22 protein-coding genes are annotated in these 19750 nt (G+C 57.0%); 8 read left to right on the top strand and 14 right to left on the bottom strand.

The genetic code is table 11. The features are described from left to right. Positions 1-5: 5 nt before the first annotated feature. The 6 genes from BLT66_RS11610 to BLT66_RS11585 form a co-directional block, all read right to left on the bottom strand. Positions 6-704: a 4'-phosphopantetheinyl transferase family protein gene (locus BLT66_RS11610; protein WP_092757817.1), complete on the bottom strand. Its 699-nt coding sequence runs from the start codon at positions 702-704 to the stop codon at positions 6-8. Next, on the bottom strand, positions 682-1422 hold the full coding sequence (locus BLT66_RS11605) for a thioesterase II family protein (RefSeq protein WP_092757816.1): 741 nt from the start codon (positions 1420-1422) through the stop codon (positions 682-684). Before BLT66_RS11605 ends, BLT66_RS11610 begins: the two co-directional genes overlap by 23 nt. Before the next feature lie 5 nt (positions 1423-1427). Beyond that, complete coding sequence (locus BLT66_RS11600) at positions 1428-1667, bottom strand: MbtH family protein (RefSeq protein WP_092757815.1); 240 nt, start codon at positions 1665-1667, stop codon at positions 1428-1430. A gap of 214 nt (positions 1668-1881) precedes the next feature. Further along, positions 1882-2148 (bottom strand): FecR/PupR family sigma factor regulator, encoded by a 267-nt coding sequence (locus BLT66_RS11595; protein ID WP_255406871.1) that lies wholly within the window; start codon positions 2146-2148, stop codon positions 1882-1884. A 17-nt stretch (positions 2149-2165) separates the two neighbouring features. Beyond that, positions 2166-2708: a sigma-70 family RNA polymerase sigma factor gene (locus tag BLT66_RS11590; protein WP_092757814.1), complete on the bottom strand. Its 543-nt coding sequence runs from the start codon at positions 2706-2708 to the stop codon at positions 2166-2168. 697 nt (positions 2709-3405) lie between these two features. Further along, positions 3406-4791 carry a site-specific integrase gene (locus tag BLT66_RS11585; RefSeq protein WP_143029207.1) on the bottom strand — a complete coding sequence of 462 codons (1386 nt, stop codon included), beginning with the start codon at positions 4789-4791 and terminating at the stop codon, positions 3406-3408. Positions 4792-5614: 823 nt separating this feature from the next. Here BLT66_RS11585 and BLT66_RS11580 point away from each other — a divergent pair. Continuing rightward, positions 5615-5875, top strand: coding sequence for a hypothetical protein (locus BLT66_RS11580; RefSeq protein ID WP_092757812.1), 261 nt, complete (start codon positions 5615-5617; stop codon positions 5873-5875). Continuing rightward, positions 5876-6448 (top strand): hypothetical protein, encoded by a 573-nt coding sequence (locus BLT66_RS26470; RefSeq protein WP_143029206.1) that lies wholly within the window; start codon positions 5876-5878, stop codon positions 6446-6448. Between the two features lie 214 nt (positions 6449-6662). Here BLT66_RS26470 and BLT66_RS11570 read toward each other — a convergent pair whose 3' ends face one another. The 3 genes from BLT66_RS11570 to BLT66_RS11560 form a co-directional block, all read right to left on the bottom strand. Further along, entirely contained in the window at positions 6663-7835 is a 1173-nt protein-coding gene (locus BLT66_RS11570; RefSeq protein WP_143029205.1) for a hypothetical protein, read from the bottom strand. Between the two features lie 79 nt (positions 7836-7914). Further along, complete coding sequence (locus BLT66_RS11565) at positions 7915-8316, bottom strand: hypothetical protein (RefSeq protein WP_092757809.1); 402 nt, start codon at positions 8314-8316, stop codon at positions 7915-7917. Positions 8317-9027: 711 nt separating this feature from the next. Further along, entirely contained in the window at positions 9028-9441 is a 414-nt protein-coding gene (locus BLT66_RS11560) for a hypothetical protein (RefSeq protein ID WP_092757808.1), read from the bottom strand. 655 nt (positions 9442-10096) lie between these two features. Between BLT66_RS11560 and BLT66_RS26790 the strand changes: the two genes are divergently transcribed. After that, positions 10097-10234 carry a hypothetical protein gene (locus BLT66_RS26790; protein ID WP_176955035.1) on the top strand — a complete coding sequence of 46 codons (138 nt, stop codon included), beginning with the start codon at positions 10097-10099 and terminating at the stop codon, positions 10232-10234. A 90-nt stretch (positions 10235-10324) separates the two neighbouring features. Here the strand turns inward: BLT66_RS26790 and BLT66_RS11555 are convergent, their stop codons facing one another. Further along, positions 10325-11071, bottom strand: coding sequence for an SDR family NAD(P)-dependent oxidoreductase (locus BLT66_RS11555; protein WP_092757807.1), 747 nt, complete (start codon positions 11069-11071; stop codon positions 10325-10327). A 125-nt stretch (positions 11072-11196) separates the two neighbouring features. Between BLT66_RS11555 and BLT66_RS11550 the strand changes: the two genes are divergently transcribed. Then, entirely contained in the window at positions 11197-12162 is a 966-nt protein-coding gene (locus BLT66_RS11550) for a bifunctional helix-turn-helix transcriptional regulator/GNAT family N-acetyltransferase (RefSeq protein ID WP_092757806.1), read from the top strand. A gap of 356 nt (positions 12163-12518) precedes the next feature. Then, the gene (locus BLT66_RS26465; protein WP_143029204.1) at positions 12519-12821 is read left to right on the top strand and encodes a hypothetical protein; all 303 of its coding nucleotides are present in this window, start codon (positions 12519-12521) and stop codon (positions 12819-12821) included. A 199-nt stretch (positions 12822-13020) separates the two neighbouring features. Here the strand turns inward: BLT66_RS26465 and BLT66_RS11545 are convergent, their stop codons facing one another. Beyond that, complete coding sequence (locus tag BLT66_RS11545; protein ID WP_255406870.1) at positions 13021-13563, bottom strand: hypothetical protein; 543 nt, start codon at positions 13561-13563, stop codon at positions 13021-13023. A gap of 346 nt (positions 13564-13909) precedes the next feature. Between BLT66_RS11545 and BLT66_RS11540 the strand changes: the two genes are divergently transcribed. From BLT66_RS11540 to ligD, 3 genes are all read left to right on the top strand, one after another. Then, positions 13910-14527 carry an SAM-dependent methyltransferase gene (locus BLT66_RS11540; RefSeq protein WP_092757805.1) on the top strand — a complete coding sequence of 206 codons (618 nt, stop codon included), beginning with the start codon at positions 13910-13912 and terminating at the stop codon, positions 14525-14527. Between the two features lie 67 nt (positions 14528-14594). Further along, positions 14595-15509 carry a non-homologous end joining protein Ku gene (locus BLT66_RS11535; protein WP_092757804.1) on the top strand — a complete coding sequence of 305 codons (915 nt, stop codon included), beginning with the start codon at positions 14595-14597 and terminating at the stop codon, positions 15507-15509. Next, a complete protein-coding gene (gene ligD, locus BLT66_RS11530) occupies positions 15510-17990 on the top strand; it encodes a DNA ligase D (RefSeq protein WP_092757803.1) in 2481 nt (826 codons plus the stop codon). A gap of 45 nt (positions 17991-18035) precedes the next feature. On the opposite strand, the gene BLT66_RS11525 is transcribed toward ligD, so the two are convergent. The 3 genes from BLT66_RS11525 to BLT66_RS11515 all read right to left on the bottom strand — a co-directional run bounded on the left by BLT66_RS11525 (position 18036) and on the right by BLT66_RS11515 (position 19711). After that, entirely contained in the window at positions 18036-19022 is a 987-nt protein-coding gene (locus BLT66_RS11525) for an SDR family oxidoreductase (protein WP_092757802.1), read from the bottom strand. Between the two features lie 43 nt (positions 19023-19065). Continuing rightward, positions 19066-19398 (bottom strand): hypothetical protein, encoded by a 333-nt coding sequence (locus BLT66_RS11520; protein WP_143029203.1) that lies wholly within the window; start codon positions 19396-19398, stop codon positions 19066-19068. Between the two features lie 76 nt (positions 19399-19474). Further along, the gene (locus BLT66_RS11515) at positions 19475-19711 is read right to left on the bottom strand and encodes a hypothetical protein (protein ID WP_143029202.1); all 237 of its coding nucleotides are present in this window, start codon (positions 19709-19711) and stop codon (positions 19475-19477) included. Positions 19712-19750 lie beyond the last annotated feature (39 nt).

Raw genomic sequence — 19750 nt, 5'->3', positions numbered from 1 at the left:
GGAATTCAAATCGGTTCCTTGGTTTGCCAGGCCAGCGCTGCGGCGTAACCGGGCGGCATGGGTAGCGCCACCGCTTCAAAGCCACGCCACTCAGGAATGGCGCATGCGATGTCGATTCCGCCATTCACATCGGGATGGATGCCTACGCATTGCAGGTGTTCGGTAACGCCGACACCAATGGCTTTGAGCACAGCCTCCTTGCCGACCCAGCGCTGATAAAAGGCGCGCGTAACATCGTGCGCACCGCGCACCTCGCGACACTCGCGCTCGGTGAAGGCAAGGGCAAGGACTGCGTCGGTGTCAAGGTCGTTCTTGTGCGCCTCAATGTCCACGCCCACATGGGTCACATGGCCAGGATCTGCCAAAGCGATCAGCGCGTAGGCACCGGCATGCGAGACATTGAAGATTGGCAGGCCCTCGGCATCACCCACCACGCAGGGCTTGCCGTGCAGTCCCGTGCCGATCGGTACATCTGCGGGATGACAGGCCAGCCGATCAGCCAGCAAGCGGCGTACAGCGATACGGGTCTGCACAAAGCGAACGCGGTCGGCATGGAGGACGAACCGCTGTGCGCGTAAGCACTCAGAGGGCGCAAGCATGTCATCCCCGTTACACGCGCACTTATCTTTCAACTCCGAGATCAGGTCCAGTCGATGGAGCTCAATGCCGATCGGTAGCGATTCATGCAAAGGCACGAGGCGCATAGACTCCTCCCGTTATCGACTGTGCCAATCGCTGCGCCAGTGTGGAGAGGACCCGCGTCTCCTGCTGTCGGATAAAGAAATGACCGCCCTCGAACCAGTCGAGAGTAAAGCCGTTATGTACGGTCTCGCCGGACCAAGCTTCAATGCGCCAGGGCTCAATATCATCTTTCTGGCCCGCAAGAACATGCAAAGGCACTGGCAGCGACGCATCGCCCACACGCATGAAGCTCTTGCATACGCTGTAATCCGCGGCCAGTGTGTCGAGTGTCATGCGCAGGAGTTCAGGACTGAGGAAGAGTTCTTCAGGCGTCCCCCCCTGCTTGCGCAGATCGGCAATGAGGGCATCATCGTCACTCAGATCGACGAAGCGCTCAGGATCACGCTGCGATGGCGCGGCACTGCCGGACACCAGCAGCGCGCGCGGCAGCGTCATGCCCGTCACGTGGAGCCGCTGAGCGATGCCCCATGCCAGCAAGGCGCCCATGCTGTGCCCGAAGAGTGCAAAGTGGCCGCGCATTGCGGCATCTTGCTCAACGCACAGGAGCGCGACCATGCGATCAAAATCCTCCACGAAGTCCTCGCCCAGGCGTACACCACGGCCCGGCAGCTCCACCGGCACGATCTCAATCCAACGAGGCAGTAGGCGCCGCCAGCGCAGGTACATGGTGGCACTGGCGCCAGCACAGGGCAGACATAGCAAGGAAAGCGTCGGCTGCATTGTCTTCAAGCAGCGGCTGGCGGGCTGTCCTGCTGGGCCATCCAGTCGCGCAGCGACTTGGGACGCATGTCGGTCCATTGCTGCTCGACGTATTCGAGGACGGTCTTCTTGTCCCCTTTGACGCCTTGAACTGCTGCCCAACCACCAGGTACGGTCTTCCAATGCGGCCATATTGAATACTGCTCTTCGTGGTTGACGAGAACGACAAATGTTTCGTCCTCGCGGTCAAAGCAACTGGTAGACATTGGTAATCCTTTTGGAGTTTATGAAACGACGGGCAAAGGGGCTTCACTCAGTAAAAGTAAAGCAAAAACCCATCCCCTTGCGATACATGACGCTGCGCAAAGCCAGCTGTTTAGTCGCAAAGCATTTCGCATGCGCATGGCTAACCTTCGGCGTAGTAGCCGGTAAAACACCAGATTGGGATGCGCTAAGGCGCGAGGCAAACAGCTGCCGTGGCTAGAGGTCGGCTAGTCTGTCGGAGTCTGGCAAGGGTATGTCGTTCGCTGGTGGCACCAAGCTCACCAGCAACCAGAGCCGAGCAGCTTCATCAAAGGTCTTGCGGTGCATCGGATCAGCTGCAAGCCACTGCGCGAGCTCCGCACAGGTGGCGTCGTCCAGGCTGGCGCCTTCGTGCTGTCGGCGTGCCCATGTCCACGCGGACTGCCATATCGGATCCTGGTTTTTATCCTTCTTCATCAGCTCCATGGTATCGCCGATGGCCAATCGGGCTGCCCGTCGTTTCAGCCCTGCACCAAATAGCGGCAAGTCTCTAGCGCCGCATCAGCATCCTTGATCATAAAATTCACCAGCGTGGCGGAGCAGCCAAGCTGCACACCGATCTGACGTTGCGTCATTCCGCTAAGGCGGCTAAGTTCAAACGCTAGGCGCGTGCGCGCGGGTAACGCACCCAGCACTCGGTCGATCACGACCAGCGCTTGACGTCCGTCCAGCACGCGCTCGGGCGCATCGTTGCTAGGTGGACTCATCAATTCGACGTCGTCGCAGTAAGTTCGGTAGCTGGCTTCGACAGAATGGTGGCGGTGGTAATCGAACGCCACGTTGCGCACCACTTGACAGCAATACCCCAACGGCTTGTGTACGGCGCGCACAGCGGCACCATCGGCCAGTTTCAGATAGGCATCTTGAAGAACTTCCTCAGCAAGATCGGTGGTGCGAACAATTTTTTGTGCAACTCGTTGTAACTGAGCCCGGTTCGCGATAAAGACATCCGCCAGCGTGAACTCCGATGCCGGCAATGGCATATCAATGCATTCTCTTTTCATAAGTGATCCAAGTGTTCTTCGGTCGAGAAAATGGCAGCGAGAAAGAAAGATGACTTCAAGCAGTGGTCAACTGGGCTAGACGCGGTCGGAAAAGCACAAATTTGAAGTTTCCACACTTAGTTACAAATACAAATGAGAATCATTAACTATCGTGACGAGAAAAATCTATCCTTCTTGTTCAATAGACGTTTGATGAGCAAAAAGGGAGACATCGCCATGTGGGGCGACATTAAGCAAAGCCCGGTGGTGAAGTTTCTATGCCAGGTGCACCAAGGCGTACATGACATCTGCTGGGTGTTGGCACGGACGCTGAGTTGGGTGAGCCAAGTCGATGTGCGAAGAAGAGCACCCAAGCAAATGAATACTCGCCCGTCTCACAGACTGCCAATAAACTGCCAAGGCTGGCTCACAGCGCGACACAATGAGCCCGCACGCCCAATAAGGGTCCGGACATCAAGCAGCATGAACAATGGAGGTGCTGTCCCGCGATGAGTCTCGCCCCTACGGCCTTCAGAAAGAATCAGAATTCCTGGCCCCTCAGTTGAACTCCAATTTCCGCCCCCCCAATCAGGGGTGGGACAAAACTTGGACGACCAAAAGGTAATTCATATGTTCGTACGAAGACAGAATTCGAACAGTCGAACTCTACATTACCTCGTGTTCTCGACCACCGAGCGCAGCCTCCCTGGAATGACTGCTAATCCGTATCGCCGTCACCTGCCGGCTGCGCGTTGAGCGACTGCGCGCGCTCCTCTTCCATGCGCGCCCTCTCCCGCGCCGCTTGCCGGCGCTTCTGTACGTGCTTTGGCATCGGCGCTTCGTCACGCGTGAGGGCGTCGTACAGCACCTCAAGCGCATCGTACTTTTCGTCCAGATAGTCGTGCGCGTCGTAATGTTTGGACTGCACGCCGCTGATTCCATGGCTTTGCAGATGCCCTCGATGCTTCTCGTCCACCTTGAGGGATGAGAGCAAAGTCTCCACGCCGCTGCGGACTCTTTTCATTGTGAACGCGCGGATCTTTTCGCCTGCGGCTTCCTTGGCCCAGTTGCTCAAGGTCGTATTGCTGATGTGCGTTTTTCCGTGGTTAGTGGAGAACAAAAATGGGCCCACTCTCGTCAGTTCTGACAACGCGTCCTCAGCTTCCAACAGCATCGGCAACTTGTGTTTTCGAGCACCGGATCCGGGTCGCCCTTTCGTATCCCACAGCGTCACTCCCTCATCGTCCAATTCAGACCACCGGGCCCGTACAAACTGCGCAATGCGTGGAGCGCCAGAAAGCAGATGCAGCCGAAGCGCTGCGCCGCGCTTGCCAGGGATTTCTTTAATCTGCAGCCAGTACAGCCGCATTTCATCCACATTCAGGGGGTTCTTGTCGACCCCATTGAATTCCTGATCGGCGAGTGTGGTGCTGACAGGATTGAACCGCACATTCAACTCCTTGAAGGCAGGCACCAACTTGCCGTTTACCCGTGCTTTGGCCGCGAGTGCGAATGCCGCGTGAAGGTAGCTCCGAACTTTGTTGGCTTGGCGCCCCTTCTTACTCCCATAAATCGGTCTGAGGATGTCAGCAATATCCTCATCGGTGATCTGGCTGGCGGGCTTTTTTGCAAGCGGGTTGCTGAGCACGTAGACCCCCAATGCATTTTTGGTTTCGTTCCAAGTCTGACGGCCTTTGTCTCTCATCCATTGCCAGTACAAGTCGCTCAAATGCGCGAGCGTGTGGTTCTCCAGTGCTTCGCGATCGGCCTGCGCCTGTGCCACGGCTTTCAGCCCCTCTTCCACTGCGCGACGGCGTGACCCCAAAATCCCTCCCGCCGGTAGCGCCTTGACGTGTTCCAAGGCGTACTCGCTGGCCTTGAACAACGCTGCCGCCACAGAATACCGACCGTCTTCGGCGGGCATCTTCCAGGCCCGGTTTGCCGAGGCACTGTAGATGCCAACGTCCAACCGCACGAGTTCGCCTTGGTACGTGGTGCGCCAGAAGAACAGGACGGAACCGCTCGACCGCTTGCGCGCCATGAGCGCGCCGCATGGTTGAACCTTCTGAAGGTTCACGTCTCGACCGCGGACCAATTCGGCCAACCTCTTGTCCAAGCCGGGAGAGCCTGCCTCACTGGACTCACTTGCAGGCCGAGTGGGCGTATGGGTGCGCCGGGGCAATCCGGCGGAATCCGCGCCAACAGAGTTGGTTGATGTTGAGGCAACTGCAGAACTCGCGGTGCCATCTGAGAAATCATTTTGTCGCGCTGGGTGGTTCTTGCGTTCAGGCATGACCGTACCCTCCATCTGTAAATGGAGAGGACTCAGATCCTCAGTCCCTGCGTGCCGTACCTTCCTCCGGCGTCAATCGCAAAGACCTACAGTTCCTTGCCCTTCATCGGTGCCATTCAATTGACACCGCGGTACGGTGGCTGCAACCGCATTCAAGGACGACTAGAGCCCCGGTCACGCGCACCCGGCCAACGATCTGTTGCTTACGCAATAGTTAAGAGAAGATGTAATGTCGTCCAGATTGAAATTTACCACAGGAGGGATAAAACCCTCACCAGAAATCCAGCTTCAAAGAGCACTCATTTGCATTGTGTTGCAGCGATCCCAACGCGAAGGCACTGCTCAATCACCAAGGCGAGTTGATTGCAACATTCAGCAAATCTAGGGGATGCACTCACCGTCCGCCATCGGTGCCAGCCGCGTCGCTCTCGATGCAGGCTCCTGCCGGATATGGCGTGACGCCAGAACGTAACCACCGCAACCAAATGAGCACAGGCATAAGCCGGCAACCTGCCCCTCAAAACGTCCGTTTTGAGAAAGAATCTCACCATCGGCACTCTGCATTGATTCGCTCAAACCAAGCAGAATTTACAGAGCGCCTGCGCCGAAGCAATCCCCTCATGAATGCGAGCCCATGGAACCAGCCGACGTCCACACTTACTCTCCCCGCGGCTACACAGATAAGGCAGAGATGACCATGGCTGTACCGCAACACGCCTGCCGATGCATGTACGCCCACGGCTCCGGTCTGAGCCCAACGCAAGCCACCACTGACGCTGTTGATGAGGTATGGAAACCTGTGGCCGTCGACGAATCGAAGAACGCGCAACCAGAGCGGTTGGCGAAGAAGCAGAGCGTCGTCATTTCTTTTGGCGCCAACAATCAGATCTACTGAATGCAGCCTCGTAAAACCAAACGCTTTCTCACGCCATTGCGCCATGAACACCCGCACGAGGCCGCATTGATCGCCGAGCTGATGGCTTTGCCCATGCGCCGACGCGCAGACCGGGTTCGCGAATTGCTAGCGCGCGGTGCATTCCGTGAAATCCCTCAGGTCCCCTACACATCCGGCCATGCACGCAATGATGCGCCACTGGCACCAGTACGTTTGGGCATCTACCTGTACCCCACCGCCCCCGGCGATGCTGCAGTGCTGGCCGACGTGGAGCTCGTCCACCCCAAGCTGGTGAGCGAGTTCCTGCGCGATCGGCTCATCGCAGGACTCCTCGGACAGCTCCAAACCCTGGATCTTGAAATCGATACCGTCGCAACGTCAACCGCAACAATGGCCAGCGCAGAACCCAGTCGGAAACCCATCGCCACCGCCACAACGTCAACGAAGTCCAACGGCATCCAAGGCCTACCCTCAACGCCGCCGAATCAATCCCTGGAAACAGCGCCAGCAGCATCCTCAGCCCCCCCAACAGCGGCCGTTAAGCGACCTGAACTACTAAAGCTATTTCAATAAATCCCCCCGGCTAGGAAGCAGGGCCGGCTGGGGGAGCGGTGAAGTCGGGCCGCCCTCCCCAGTCCCCTGAAGGTCCGAGGGCGTTGAAAGCACTCACGGGGGCACTTCAGACGATTCGGCCATGCGACGTTCACCATGGTCCAAGAAAGTTTCTACGTAGAAATCCAGGCATGAGCAGCTCCCGCTTGCGCTGGTGCCAGGGAAATCCGCGGCTTTAGCGTGGTCGTACCGGGCTTAGATTCGAACCGCGTTGTTTTGCGGTGTCGACTGCCAAGTCCCGCCGGATCAGCTCCAAGGTTGCCTGATCCACACGGCGCTCAACCAGCTCCATCACCCGGTCAACCTGCGCCAGTGCGGCCGCTACCCGCTCTTTGGCCTCCGCGCTGATGGCCCTTACCTTCTCCGTCAGCGCAGACAACCCTGCATCCAGAACCGCACGGTCGCGTACCAGTGCCGCACGCTCCGTCTCCAGAAGCGCGGCTTGGGCATCCTGCTCCTTTTGCCGCCGTGCGAATTTGGCCTCTACCTTGGCAGAGGTTTCGCGAAACGCCATGGCCATGGCATTTTCCTCACGGAGCTCGACTTCGGCAACCCGGCGCATGAAGTCGGCTTCAAACGCCTCACGTTCCTGCGCAAGGGACCAGGCACGTCCGGCCAGGTTAGCATCGATCACGGCAATCTCCTCAGCCATCTGCTTGCGCACCTGGGCTTCGGCATAGCTGTAGCGGCGTCTGGGATCAGGTGCAGTGCGCTCCAGACCCGCGGGCCGTCCGACCAGATCAGAGAACAATTCCTGGAACCGCTGCAGTCCGGCAATATAGGCCTGCTGCGCGTCCTTGTAGGTGCCTCCCAACGCGAGGCAGGCATCGGAAGGCCCATGCCCCGGATGCAATGCCTTCACAGGGCTTGCATCCGGATTGGCCACGAGCGCATGTAAGTGGCCGTGGCCCTCGTCGAGGTGCTCCATGACGGTCACTAGGCGCTCGCCATACACCTCATGCAGCCGTGCCAAGCAAAGCCGCTTCCAATCTACGTACCCCACATCGGTATCGTCGGGCGCCCCAGGATACGAGGCGACTTCCCCGAGCAAGGTTGGCCAGGTCACAGGCTGCGCTTTCGAATGGTCTCGACCACGGTAGCTGTAGGGCACCCGGTTCTCGGACGCGCGGACTTTGTGCTCCTGAAACCAGGGCCACAATTCTTCGGTCGTCAGTCCCCACAGACACACCGGCGGTTTCGGCTTCAGCCCCTGCGCGATCAAGTGCTTATGCCCGTCCGGCGTTGACCTGGTGGCCTCGTCCAGGATCTGGTGGATGGATGCTTTACCCTGCTGTCTGCTGCCGGATTTCGTGGTGGTAGCCACACCTTTGATCGCGTAGATTTCCACGCGAACGAACTGCGCGGGCCGAGTACCGCTCGCTCCGCTTCCAAAGGAAGCGACCATCCCGCGCAGCACCGGCGCACGTTCACGCTTCGTAGCCGAAGATTTCTTCGTTGTCGAGGCAGGTTTCGTTACCGTAGTGGCACCGGTACCGAGGGTGCCAGGGGCGTTGCCCCTGGATTCCGATGCCGATGCGGGGACCGACTTCGATACCGAAGATGCATGAGATGACGCCTTCGAAGCCATCGTGACCGAAGCTGACTTCGTGGACGTAGCTGCCCCAGTTACCGTGTATTCGCTGGACGTTGCGGTCTTCGCCGTCGAAGAGGGATGCGTTGCCGGAGAGGACTGCGTCGTCGATGGAGAGTACGTTGTCGAAGATGCCTTCGTTCCCGAAGCTGCATTCGGGGTCGATGGTGCCTGCGCGGGCGAAGCATGCGAGAACGGTGACGGTTCGCTCATGCTGTGGCCCCTCCCCGCAGTGCATGTACTGTCGTCGCTACCGTCGCGGCCATCTTCGACAACGCTACTGTGGGCCACTGCAGCGGCCTCGACGACGATGACGACGGGCATCGGCATCGGAGCAGTTTCGGCATCGAAGGCTTCGGACCTGCTGCTGTCCGTCCTTGTCGTGTATCCGGTGAAATGGGTGATGGGACATGGACCTTAGTGAACAGACTAAGGCCCATGTAGGCGGTGGATACAGGTGAAGACTTCCGCCCACTGTGGGGGAAGTGGCATCCGCAACCCAGAGCACCGATGAACTCCGATGATCGGAACGCCATCGGAGATGCCATTCCACAGTCACCGGAGTTGCAAATAGGCTTTGTAGAGCACCTTAGCGCATCGCAGAACACATCCGCGGGCTCCTGAGCCCCACGGAATGCTGACGCTTCGATGGCCGAGGAGACCACGCCACTCTGGTTTGGTGGCTGTACATGCATTTCTGCGCACTGAGCGTGCGCAGTTGAGCCATCCGCACATGGATTAGCGCGCAGCCCGCGCAACGTGGCGCGTGTGGCACACGTTTTGGAATGGTGTGCACCCGGTTTTGCATGCTCTCCGCTCAGTTTTGTGTGCTGGTACGTCAGGGGTGTGCTTTTGCCGCTCTGGTTGGAGGGAGCAGAAACACTAGAACCGATGCCCGGCGATCTTCCCTGAGGATGGGCAACCTCCTGGCACCTTATGAGGCTTGTTTTCATACGCACTCCGTGGAGGAGAGCTGCGGTAGCGATTCCGCTGCTGGAACGGTCTCGAACAGATCGAGCTGCAGCACGGTTCCGGCTTGGGTGGTTTTGGATGTCGACTTTCGCTTGGGTTTCGCCCATACCTTGCGCCGGATGAAGTTGCTGGTCAACCTGATTAGCTCGGCACGTTGGGAGTCCGACATCGCAGCATCGATTTGCAGAATCAGTGCGTCCTGGGTGTTCAGTGACCAGTGACCAAACTGCTTGCCGTCGAGGGCCATGGACTGCGACGTCGGTTTAGGTGGAGGGAGCGGGCTACCCAGTAACGCGAGGATGTCCACTTCCAGTGAGGTGACATGGAGGGCTGCGGAATCCGGGGTCGGAACGGACTGGTCATTGGCGAAGGTGGCTTGCTGGCGTGTCATAGGATGCTCCTGAAAAAAGGACTGGGTGGATGTCCATCTCCAGGAACTGCTCAGACGCGGCTGCAGTTCCGGCGATGAACCGAAAACTGCAGGGTCAGCTCTGCAAACGCACTGCCTGACCACCGATTTTGGGATGTCGCGAGGCGACGTTGAGTAGCTATGTCAGTGCATCTTCAAATTTATCAAAGACGATGACGCTTGGGGGCCAAAGGGGATGGTTTACCCCCTGCAGATATGGGCCTTGACGGGTGAGTAGATGCAAGCAAGTCACGTCAAGATCCAATCGAGCAAGAAAGCACATGGTGCGGGGGGTAGGCCTGAGCAATAGGGCGATGAACTTTGGACATCCGCTGCAGATCGTTCGGCCGCGTGCTTAGCCCGGCCGTGAAGCTGACCTGCCCCGAGACACCGGGGACAAGCTAAGAACGGAGGATACGGAGAGCCAGAAAGCCGTGATGTAAGAATACTGAGGGGGACGTGAAACCGTCCAACAGCTCAGTTCCTCGAACGACATCGGGCGGACTTGATCGTCCACTGCCCGCGGTTCGATATTCATCTTTTAGGGCACGCACGATCTACAGGTAAGGGTCATGGCTGTGTACTTGATGATGGTCGGCCGTAAACTCAACTTGTCGTAAACAACGAAACCGTACCTGTGAAAATTCTCAATTCCGTCATGACCGCCATCGGCTGGACCGTGACCATCGCTGCCTTATTGGCCGCACTGGGCTTTGGCTATATGCGCATGCACTACGGACCTATCGACTTCCGCTTGCCAGTTCACTCGCGATAAGCCGTCCCGGCATGGCAATGCTTCTACATGTTTTGCGCGATCGATGCTTTGGCGGCACGCCCTGTGCGTCAGACGCCAGTAAGCACCGACTCACGACGCCATGAAACCACCATCCGCAGCCAATACATGGCCCACCACATACGAAGCTTCATCCGAAGCCAGCCAGACCACGGCCTCGGCGACTTCTTCGGGCTTTCCCATGCGCCGCAGTGGCAGGGCGGCGGCCACAGCCGACATGTCCGCAATACCAGAAGCCAGCATCATGTCGGTTACCACGCGCCCCGGTGCCACCGCGTTGATGCGGATGCCGCGCGGTGCGCATTCCATGGCGGCAGAGCGCATCAAGGAAATCACGGCGGCCTTGGAGGCGGAGTAAAGCGACAGGCCCGGATTGGGATTACGCAGGCCGCTGACCGAGGCATTGATGACGATGCGGCCAGCACCTTGTGCGGCCATGGCCGGCAGCTGGTATTTCAGACCTAGGAATACCGAGCGCACATTGGCATTGAATACGCTGTCGTAGACGCTGCCGTCCTGCGCCTCGATCGGAGCACGCCGTTCCTGGAACCCGGCGTTGTTGAACGCCACGTCCAGACAGCCAAACCGTCCCACAATAGTTTGGACAAGCCGAGCCACCTCATCCTCTTGCGTGACATCCGTTGGCACAAACACTGATTGCGCGCCCAAGGCACGGCATTCGGCGGCCACCGCCTGGCCCTCAGGCTCGCGACGGCAGGCAATCACGACCGCTGAGGCGCCTTCGTGCGCCATCAGGATCGCGGTTGCACGGCCAATGCCACTACCACCGCCCGTGACCAGTCCCACGCGCCCCGCCATGCGACCACACTTCGTGGACAAACCGTGTAGTTGCTCGCGTGTGTCCATGCCAAAGCACTCCATCTTCAACGACGTCGTTTACATAGTTGGTTGCATAATACAACCAAATTTGAACAAGGATAAAAATGACCGATTGCGATCCCGTGCTTGTTGAGCATGTCCGTGCAGCTTCACGCCAGATGGTGCGCGAACTCGGCTTCATGCAGGCGACATTGGCGGGAACCGAATACCCACCCTCGGCGGTCCACGCGATCATGGAAATCGGCGCACGGCAATCACTGACTTCAGCGCAGTTGGCCGAGGTGCTGTACTTGGAAAAGTCCAGTGTCAGCCGGATGGTGCGCAAGCTGATCGACGCGGGAGAGCTGAAAGAGACGACGAGTACCGCTGACGCGCGCGCCAAGCTGCTGGCGTTGACGGCCAAGGGAAAGCGCACGCTGGCGGCCATCCATGCATTTGGCCGCCAGCAGGTCATTGCCGCATTGGCGCAGCTGCCGGAAGCCAAGCAGCATATCGTGGGCCAAGGGTTGGCAACTTATTCCCAGGCACTCCAAGCCCACCGCATTGGCAACCCGCTCAATCCGGCCGAGTCCATCGAGATACAGCAGGGCTATCTGCCTGGAGTCATCGGGCGCGTGACGGAAATGCATGCGCATTTCTATGCCCGTAGCGTTGGGTTCGGGCAGTTTTTTGAAAGCATGGTGGCCGCAGGCATGGCGGAGTTCGCACCACGGCTGGCGAACCCTTGCAATGGTCTATGGGTCGCCATGCTTGCAGGTCGCATCGTCGGATCTGTTGCCATCGATGGTGAAGGCTTGGGAAACAACACCGCGCACTTGCGCTGGTTCATTGTGGGTGACGGTATGCGCGGTACGGGCGTGGGCCGAAGGCTGCTGGCCGAGGCGTTGGCGTTCTGCGACCGCCACGGATTTGCTGCAGTCCAGTTGTGGTCATTCCAGGGGTTGAATGCGGCGCGTCGGCTCTACGAGAGCGAGGGTTTTGTTTTGAATGAAGAGCGTGCTGGCCAGCAGTGGGGCATCCAGGTCGTTGAGCAACGGTTCGTGCGGGAACGGTACGCGGTTGTCACTTGATTCCGGAGCGTGGAGACCGCCCGTTCATGCAAGCCGAACGTTCCACGCCGTCGGCTCCTCGGGCGATGGCCCGTGCCGGCGATACCTTTTGCTCACGGGTGTCAATTACGCCTACTTTGAATTGCGTTTTAGCAATGCGGGCCGCAGCGCACCTGGGTCAATTGGATCGTGAGTGCAATCATCTCCTGCTACCTCTTCTGTTTTCAGAAGTATTTATAGTGATCCCAAGCTGGTGGTGGCGCTCAATTAAATGAGCAGCATCCTTACCGGCGGATAGGATTTTTTCCTACAGAGATGTTTGACCGAAGAAATACTATCCACTCCATGCAGTCATAAAACTGTGCATGGAGATAAAAATGTCAATGATTTTTCTGAGGGAAATATCCCAGTGTGAAGGACATATCTATGTGACCAACCCGATTGAGGTGGGATGGTTATTGGTATACCAGTCCAAAGGGTGGGTAGACGCCGAATTTGAACAGCCTATAAAAACTGCGCTACGCCCTCGGCCACCCATACGCGCGTTGGTAAATGGCCTGACTGCCGAAGGAAGAAATGCACTTAAAGGGACGATCGCTATTGATAGTCCACGGGACGTTATTTCGTGGAATTGGATGCCGGTGCTGCCGCGGGCAGAATTGGCCGAAGTCAATGCCTAAATCCAAGTGGCGGTAAGTTAGGCGTAGTGGGACTACATAAATGTCGACACCTCTTTAGGCTTCAGGCTGTGAAATCCAGCTAATTTCCATATAAAACCATATCAATAACTTATGCACCGCCTATTTTGAGTAAATGGCTCGAAAAGCACTACGATTTAAGTAAAAACTCCTGCCTACTGAAGACAGGAGTTTTTACTAGCTATCGGTATATCTGATCACCGTGGGTACGCCATTTATTTTCAATATGGGATGCATCTTCCGTATTTCTGGCATGCAAGCCCATCAGAATGCCACCCTTTTTGATCCCCGCCTCGTAGTTCTTTACCCGTTCCTCTGGCATATTCCATCCAACCAGGGCGCCAATCAAACCACCGCTAGCGGCACCCGCCCCGGCTCCTGCCAGCGCAGCCGCCAAGGGGCCGGCAATCACCAGTCCGAGCCCGGGTAAAGCAATGCTGGTTCCTGCTGCGGCAATGGCTGCTGCGATCGCACCCACCGTGCCACCGATAGCGCCTCCCACACTTGCGCCCTCGGCCGCTTTGGTGCCCAGCTCCGTTTCTCTTCCGGCTGATGTACCAGCGAAATGGCGCTTACGAGTTTCGTCAGACATGAGCAGGTTGACATCGTCTTTTGAGTAACCATGCTCCGTTGCTGCGTCGAATGCGGACTCAGCACTTTCCCGGTTTGGAAAGATTCCAGTAACGAGATGTCCGCTTGGATTCGATTTCAGTGAGTTCCCCATATCTGCCTCCATAAGAATAATAAAACTGCCTCTGTCAGGCAATGGAATGCTAGAAGGTCACGGAGAACTATGAAATTCAATTCTTCTACTGCTGGTGTAGGACATCGCGCGAACTAAACTTTTTAACAGGTGCAACGCAGAGTTATTTTTGTCAGATTTAACAACATCCAATTCATATTAAAAAATATTGGGCAATCGACTTCTTGCCTAGAACTGCCATTGCCTTGGCCCTACCTGTCGACAAGCAATTCTCCTACAGCATCGTTCAATTTTTCAATATATTGTTTCGAAAGAACAATTGGTATAAATATCGAAATATGAGGTTGAATGTTCTTCAATTGAAGCAATGAATAACTTTTGTCCACCGACCTCGGTCGTCTATTTGGATTCACTGTTCTCCCAAGAGGAAGATCTAAGCGGCTTTCGCATGCACTGGTCCGAATTGCGGAAACATGCGCTGATCCACGCAAGTCTGCCGGCTGCCCGCTACGGGAATGTTTACAAGCCCGGTTGTGGAAGTTGGGAGTTGGCGGCCGGCTTGGCAACACGTTGCGATCGACTACTTGTCTCAGGTGGTGCAGCCGATGCTGTAGGAGTCCTGCGAGAACGTCTGACGGACTTTGAAAACGTACGGGTGATACAAGCAGGTGTGCCAGAAGATTGGCCGGACGAGCAGTTCGATCTCATTGTCATTAATGAACTGGCGTATTACCTGAACCCTGACGAGGTACTCCGCTTGGTCGGAAAGATCTCCACCTCCTTGCAAGAGGGCGGAACTGTGTTGGCATGCCACGGGCGAAAGCCTCTTGCGGGCTGCCCCCTGAACGGCGACCAAGTCCACGACCAGTTCCACACCCTGCTAAAAATTCCCCATGTGTGCAAGACAGAAGATGCCGATCTCCGCATTGATGTCTGGTGCCTCAACGCGCGCACTGTTGCGGAGCGCGAGGAAGTTACGGCGTAGGCATGGCGCTCCATGAGATGGGGGTACAGCCTTCCAAACCTTGATCCTGGAATAGAAGGAAAATCCCATGGCAACAGCGAGCCGCGTTTTATGGAAGGGAGCCATCAGCTTCGGCTTGGTGCATATCCCGGTGGGGCTTCATACCGCCAGCACGGAGCAAGGAATCAATTTCGACTGGCTCGACAAGCGCACGATGGATCCGGTCGGTTACAAGCGCATCAACAAGAAAACCGGCAAAGAGATCGACGCCGCCAACATCGTGAAAGGCATCGAGTACGAAGATGGCCGGTATGTGATCCTGTCTGCAGACGAAATCGAATCCAGCTTTCCCCAGACGACGCAGACCATCGAAATACAGCGATTTGTGAACGCAGGCGACATTCCTTTTGTTTATCTGGAGCGCCCCTACTATGTAGCACCTATCAACAAAGGCCAAAAGGTGTACGCACTCTTGCGGGAAACTTTGGTGAGCACGGGCAAAGTCGGTTTGGCCAAAGTGGTGATCCAAACCAAGCAGCATCTGGCGGTCTTGGTGCCCTCGGGTCCGGTACTGGTGTTGAATTTGCTGCGCTGGGGTGATGAGGTGAAGGGTTATGACGACCTGGATCTGCCGCCGCTGGGCACCAAAGAGGCCAGGTTGACGCCCAACGAACTCAAGATGGCCCGGCAATTGGTTGAGGAGATGACTGGCACTTGGGATCCCCAAGACTTCAAAGATGAGTTCAGGCAGGAGATCATGCAGCTGGTCGACAAGAAGGTCAAAGCCGGCGCTACTGAGACGGTCATCCAGCCCGCTGAAGCCGCGTCAGGCGGTGCCGAGATCATTGACCTCAGCGAATTGTTGGCGCGCAGCCTCAAAGGCCGGGCCGGCACCGATACCAAAACCAAGGCAGCGGCTAAGCCCACTGCGCCTGCAAAATCGTCCGTTGCCGCCAAACCTACGCCGCGTAAGCCAGGGGTTTCAGCAAAAAGAGCCGCGTAAATGGTGGACGCTCTCGCCAAGTACAAAGCGAAGCGAAACTTCGCCATCACCCCTGAACCGTTGCATGGCGGTGTATCGGAGACAGGCGTGCTGTCCTTCGTGGTCCAAAAGCATTGGGCCTCGCATTTGCACTACGACTTTCGCTTGGAACTGGAGGGCACAATGAAAAGCTGGGCGGTGCCCAAGGGCCCTAGTCTGGACCCCAAGGACAAACGTATGGCGGTGCAGGTAGAAGATCACCCGATCGCCTACAACCAGTTTGAAGGGGAGATCCCCGCTGGCCAATACGGCGCCGGAAAGGTCATCATCTGGGACGAGGGCCACTGGGTCCCGTTGGGTGACCCCGTGAAGGGCTATCGCGATGGCAGTCTGAAGTTCGACATGCATGGGCACAAACTTCAAGGCCGTTGGGCGCTGGTCCGGATGAAGGGGAAAAGCGAGAAACAGATCCCCTGGCTTCTCATCAAAGAAAAGGATGGCTTCGCCCGCACCGCGGCAGAGTTCAGCGTAGTGGACGAAATGCCTGACAGCGTTGTGCCGTTGCGTTCAAGACGTATCGAGAAAAGCGCCAACGGCGCGAAAGTGGCGGCCCCAACCACGTCACTTCCGGGTGCATCCGATGCATTGCCCGCCACACTCCGACCCCAACTCGCCGTCCTCATGGAAGCGGTCCCCAGCAATCCAACCGACTGGTTGTTTGAAATCAAGTTCGATGGCTACCGCTTGCTCACGCGCATAGAGGGCAAGACGGTGCAGCTGTTCACGCGCAACGGAAACGACTGGACGCACAAGCTCCCCAAGCTCGCTCAATCGCTGGGACAGCTCGGGCTGAAGTCGGCTTGGCTCGACGGGGAAATCGCCGTGACCAATGACAAGGACATACCGGATTTTCAGCGTCTGCAGAACGCGTTTGACCGTGGTAGCACCGACGACATCCTCTACTACCTCTTCGATGTTCCATATCTTGACGGCCGAGACCTCCGTCAAGAAGCACTCGAAACGCGGCGCGCTGTACTCCAACAGCTGTTCAACGATAAAACGCCGGATAACCTGCGCTTCAGCGATACTTTCGACGTCCGGGCCCAGGACCTTCTGTCCACCGTTTGCAAAATGGGCTTGGAAGGAGTGATCGGAAAGAAGAAAAACGCTGTCTATGTGTCACGCCGTTCTGATAGCTGGATCAAGCTCAAGTGTCGGTTGCGACAGGAGTTTGTGGTTGTTGGCTACACCGACCCCAAAGGCAGTCGCGTCGGCCTGGGATCCCTGCTCTTGGGGGTGCACGATGACAAGGGCCTGCTGCAGTATGCGGGCAACGTGGGAACCGGCTTCGACGGTCGAACCTTGCTGCAACTGAAGCAGAAGCTTGAAACTGTGGCTGCAAGAACCAGTCCATTGGCTTGTAAAACCGATTTGGATGGCACCGCCCATTGGGTCCAGCCAGTTCTGCTGGCGGAGGTCTCGTTCGGGGAGTGGACGGACACGCAGCGGATCCGGCACGCGGTGTTCCACGGTCTACGGGCTGACAAAGCTCCGGAGTCCATCACACGGGAAAATCCGACATCCATTTCCACCAGCGAACCCCAACCTGTCTCGTTGTCGCCGCGCCTCAAAATTACCCACCCTGAGCGCGTGATTGACAGCTCCACAGGCCTGACCAAGCTGGAGCTGGTGCGCTTCTACAACCTGGTGGCGCCCTTGCTGCTGCCGCACTTAAAGCATCGCCCCGTGTCCATGGTACGGGCACCGGCAGGTATCGATGGCGAACTCTTCTTTCAGAAGCATCTGGAGGGCAAGATGCCGGGTGTGAAACTGCTAGACCCCGTGCTCGATCCCGGGCATGCCCCCCTGATGGAGGTCGCTACGCTGCATGCGCTGCTGTCGGCGGCTCAGATGAATGTGGTGGAGTTCCATACCTGGAATGGCGTCAAAACCGCGATCCATAAGCCTGACCGCATGACCTTCGATCTGGATCCGGGAGAGGGTGTGGAGTGGAAAACGATGCAACAGGGCGCCGAGCTAGTGCACCAGTTCCTGCAGCAACTGGGCCTCGCATCGTTCGTTAAAACCAGTGGAGGCAAAGGCCTGCACATCGTGGTGGCACTCAAGAAGTATTACCACTGGGATGCCGTCAAAGCATTCTCGCAAACCGTTGTTCAGCATTTGGCTCACACCTTGCCGCAGCTGTTTGTCGCTAAAAGTGGCCCGAAAAATCGTATTGGCAAGATTTTTGTCGACTACCTGCGCAATGGTTTTGGGGCCACAACGGTCACCGCTTGGTCGGCACGGGCACGGCCGGGAATGGGAGTTTCCGTACCCATCTTATGGGATGAGGTGTCAGAGATCTCAGGCTCTGCCCATTGGACCATTGCCAACATTCATACGCGCTTGGATCTAGGCAATGGGCCGTGGAAGAACTACGCCCCACAAAACCTGGGTAATGCAATGAAGCTATTGGATTTCGATCCCCCAAAAGCGGAATAATTTGGCCCTTGTGAAACCCGTGTCGTACGCACTGCACCGATGGTGCTAAGCCCCATCGCCAGCGGATCCGGTGATCGGTAGCACCATTCCCGTGATGTAGCTTGAGCAGCACGGTGCGGCTAAGAACACATACGCGGGAGATATTTCTTCAGGCTGTGCTGGACGACCAAAGTCGGTTTTATGACCAAACTCGGCGATGTCTTCTGGTTGTTTATCGGCTGGGTTCAGTGGGGTCCATACCGGACCCGGAGCCACTGCATTGACGCGGATACCTTTGTCTACGAGTTGGCTGGCCAGCGCTTTGGTAAAAGCGTGGATGGCTCCCTTGGTGGCCGAGTAATCCAGTAGCTCCTTGCTGCCTCTCAGCCCTGTCACCGATCCTGTATTGATGATGCTGGCTCCTTGTTGCAGGTGCGGTAGCGCAGCCTTGGCCATGTGGAAATAGCCATAGACATTGGTCTTCATGGTTTCATCAAACCGCTCCTCACTCAAGTCGGCCAAAGATTCTGCATGTTCCTGGAATGCTGCGTTGTTGACCAGTACGTCCAGTCGTCCCCAGTTGTCTATTACCGTCTTGACAGCGCGCGTGCAAAAGCCGGCGTCTTTTACGTCCCCGGGAATGACGGTGCACCGTGCGCCCTCCGCTTCCACGTGCCTTCTTGTCTCTTCCGCATCTGTGTGCTCGTTGAGGTAGACGATCGCGACATCGGCGCCTTCGCGCGCAAACAAAACTGCCACTGCACGCCCTATGCCGGAGTCACCACCTGTGATCAAAGTAGAAAATCCCCGCAATTTACCGCTGCCCTTGTAATGCGGTGCGTCAAACTGTGGTTTGAGTTGCATCTCTGTTTCCAGCCCTGGCTTCAATAGGTGCTGGGTGGGCAGAGGTACTTTACGGCGCTTTTTTACGGTTGCAGAGCTTTCAGATGGCTGCACATCGCGCAGATCTTGCTCTTTCTGCAAACGCCGCTGCTTCGCGGCAGTCGCCTCGCCCCTGTTGCCATGCGCCAGCGAATTGCGAGATTTGTCCATTGCCAGGTCCTTTCATGGTGTGTGCTTGAAGAAGCTTTCTGCATTACCCTACTGGGGGCATGTTTTCGTCCTCCCCGACAAGACGGGGGCCGTCCTCATCGCTGCCCATGTCCACCAGGATGCCGACGCCGGTGCGCAGAGCTTCCCCATAGGTCGGCACGCTTTCTTTGGCTGCATACAGTTCATTCCACACCGTGATGTCGCCAGTAGATTCCATCAACGTCCAGTAGAACTCACCCCGTCGGGGCTCATGTACGCTGACAGCGATGCGTCGTAAATGGTTGGAGGCCATCTGCTTTCTCCATAGTTGATGCCATTCAATAATGGCTACATTGATCAGGAATCGCTGTAGGACCAAGGCGCGTTTTTGTGACACGCATCTCTGTTAGCGGATGTTCTACAGCCGCCTGGGCGGTGGTGTTCGACGATGGGCGGCTATTTTTCGTTGTCCGTTATGTGCCGCTTGTCCGATGGAAAAGTTGCCATGCATCGGTTTGGATGCTTGCGTGCGCCTCTAAGAGCATCTTGATGTTGGCTTGGTCCTCGCTCTTCACTTCGATATCCAAAATAAGTTGGGAGATTTCCTTGCTCTTCGGGACTTCGATAACCGCCCGCGGAAGCCACGTGTGCGCATTAACTCTGTATGGAATCAGATGTACCAAAAGACCTCGTACATAGGTGGTTTTCATGACGATTCCCCCTTCTTCGCTTTGAAGCGTCGCTTACCT

This window comes from Rhodoferax sp. OV413, assembly GCF_900104385.1.
GTDB lineage: Bacteria > Pseudomonadota > Gammaproteobacteria > Burkholderiales > Burkholderiaceae_C > Rhodoferax_B.
Note: the sequence above shows the minus strand (reverse complement) of the source record. Positions and strands in the feature narration are given on the sequence as shown.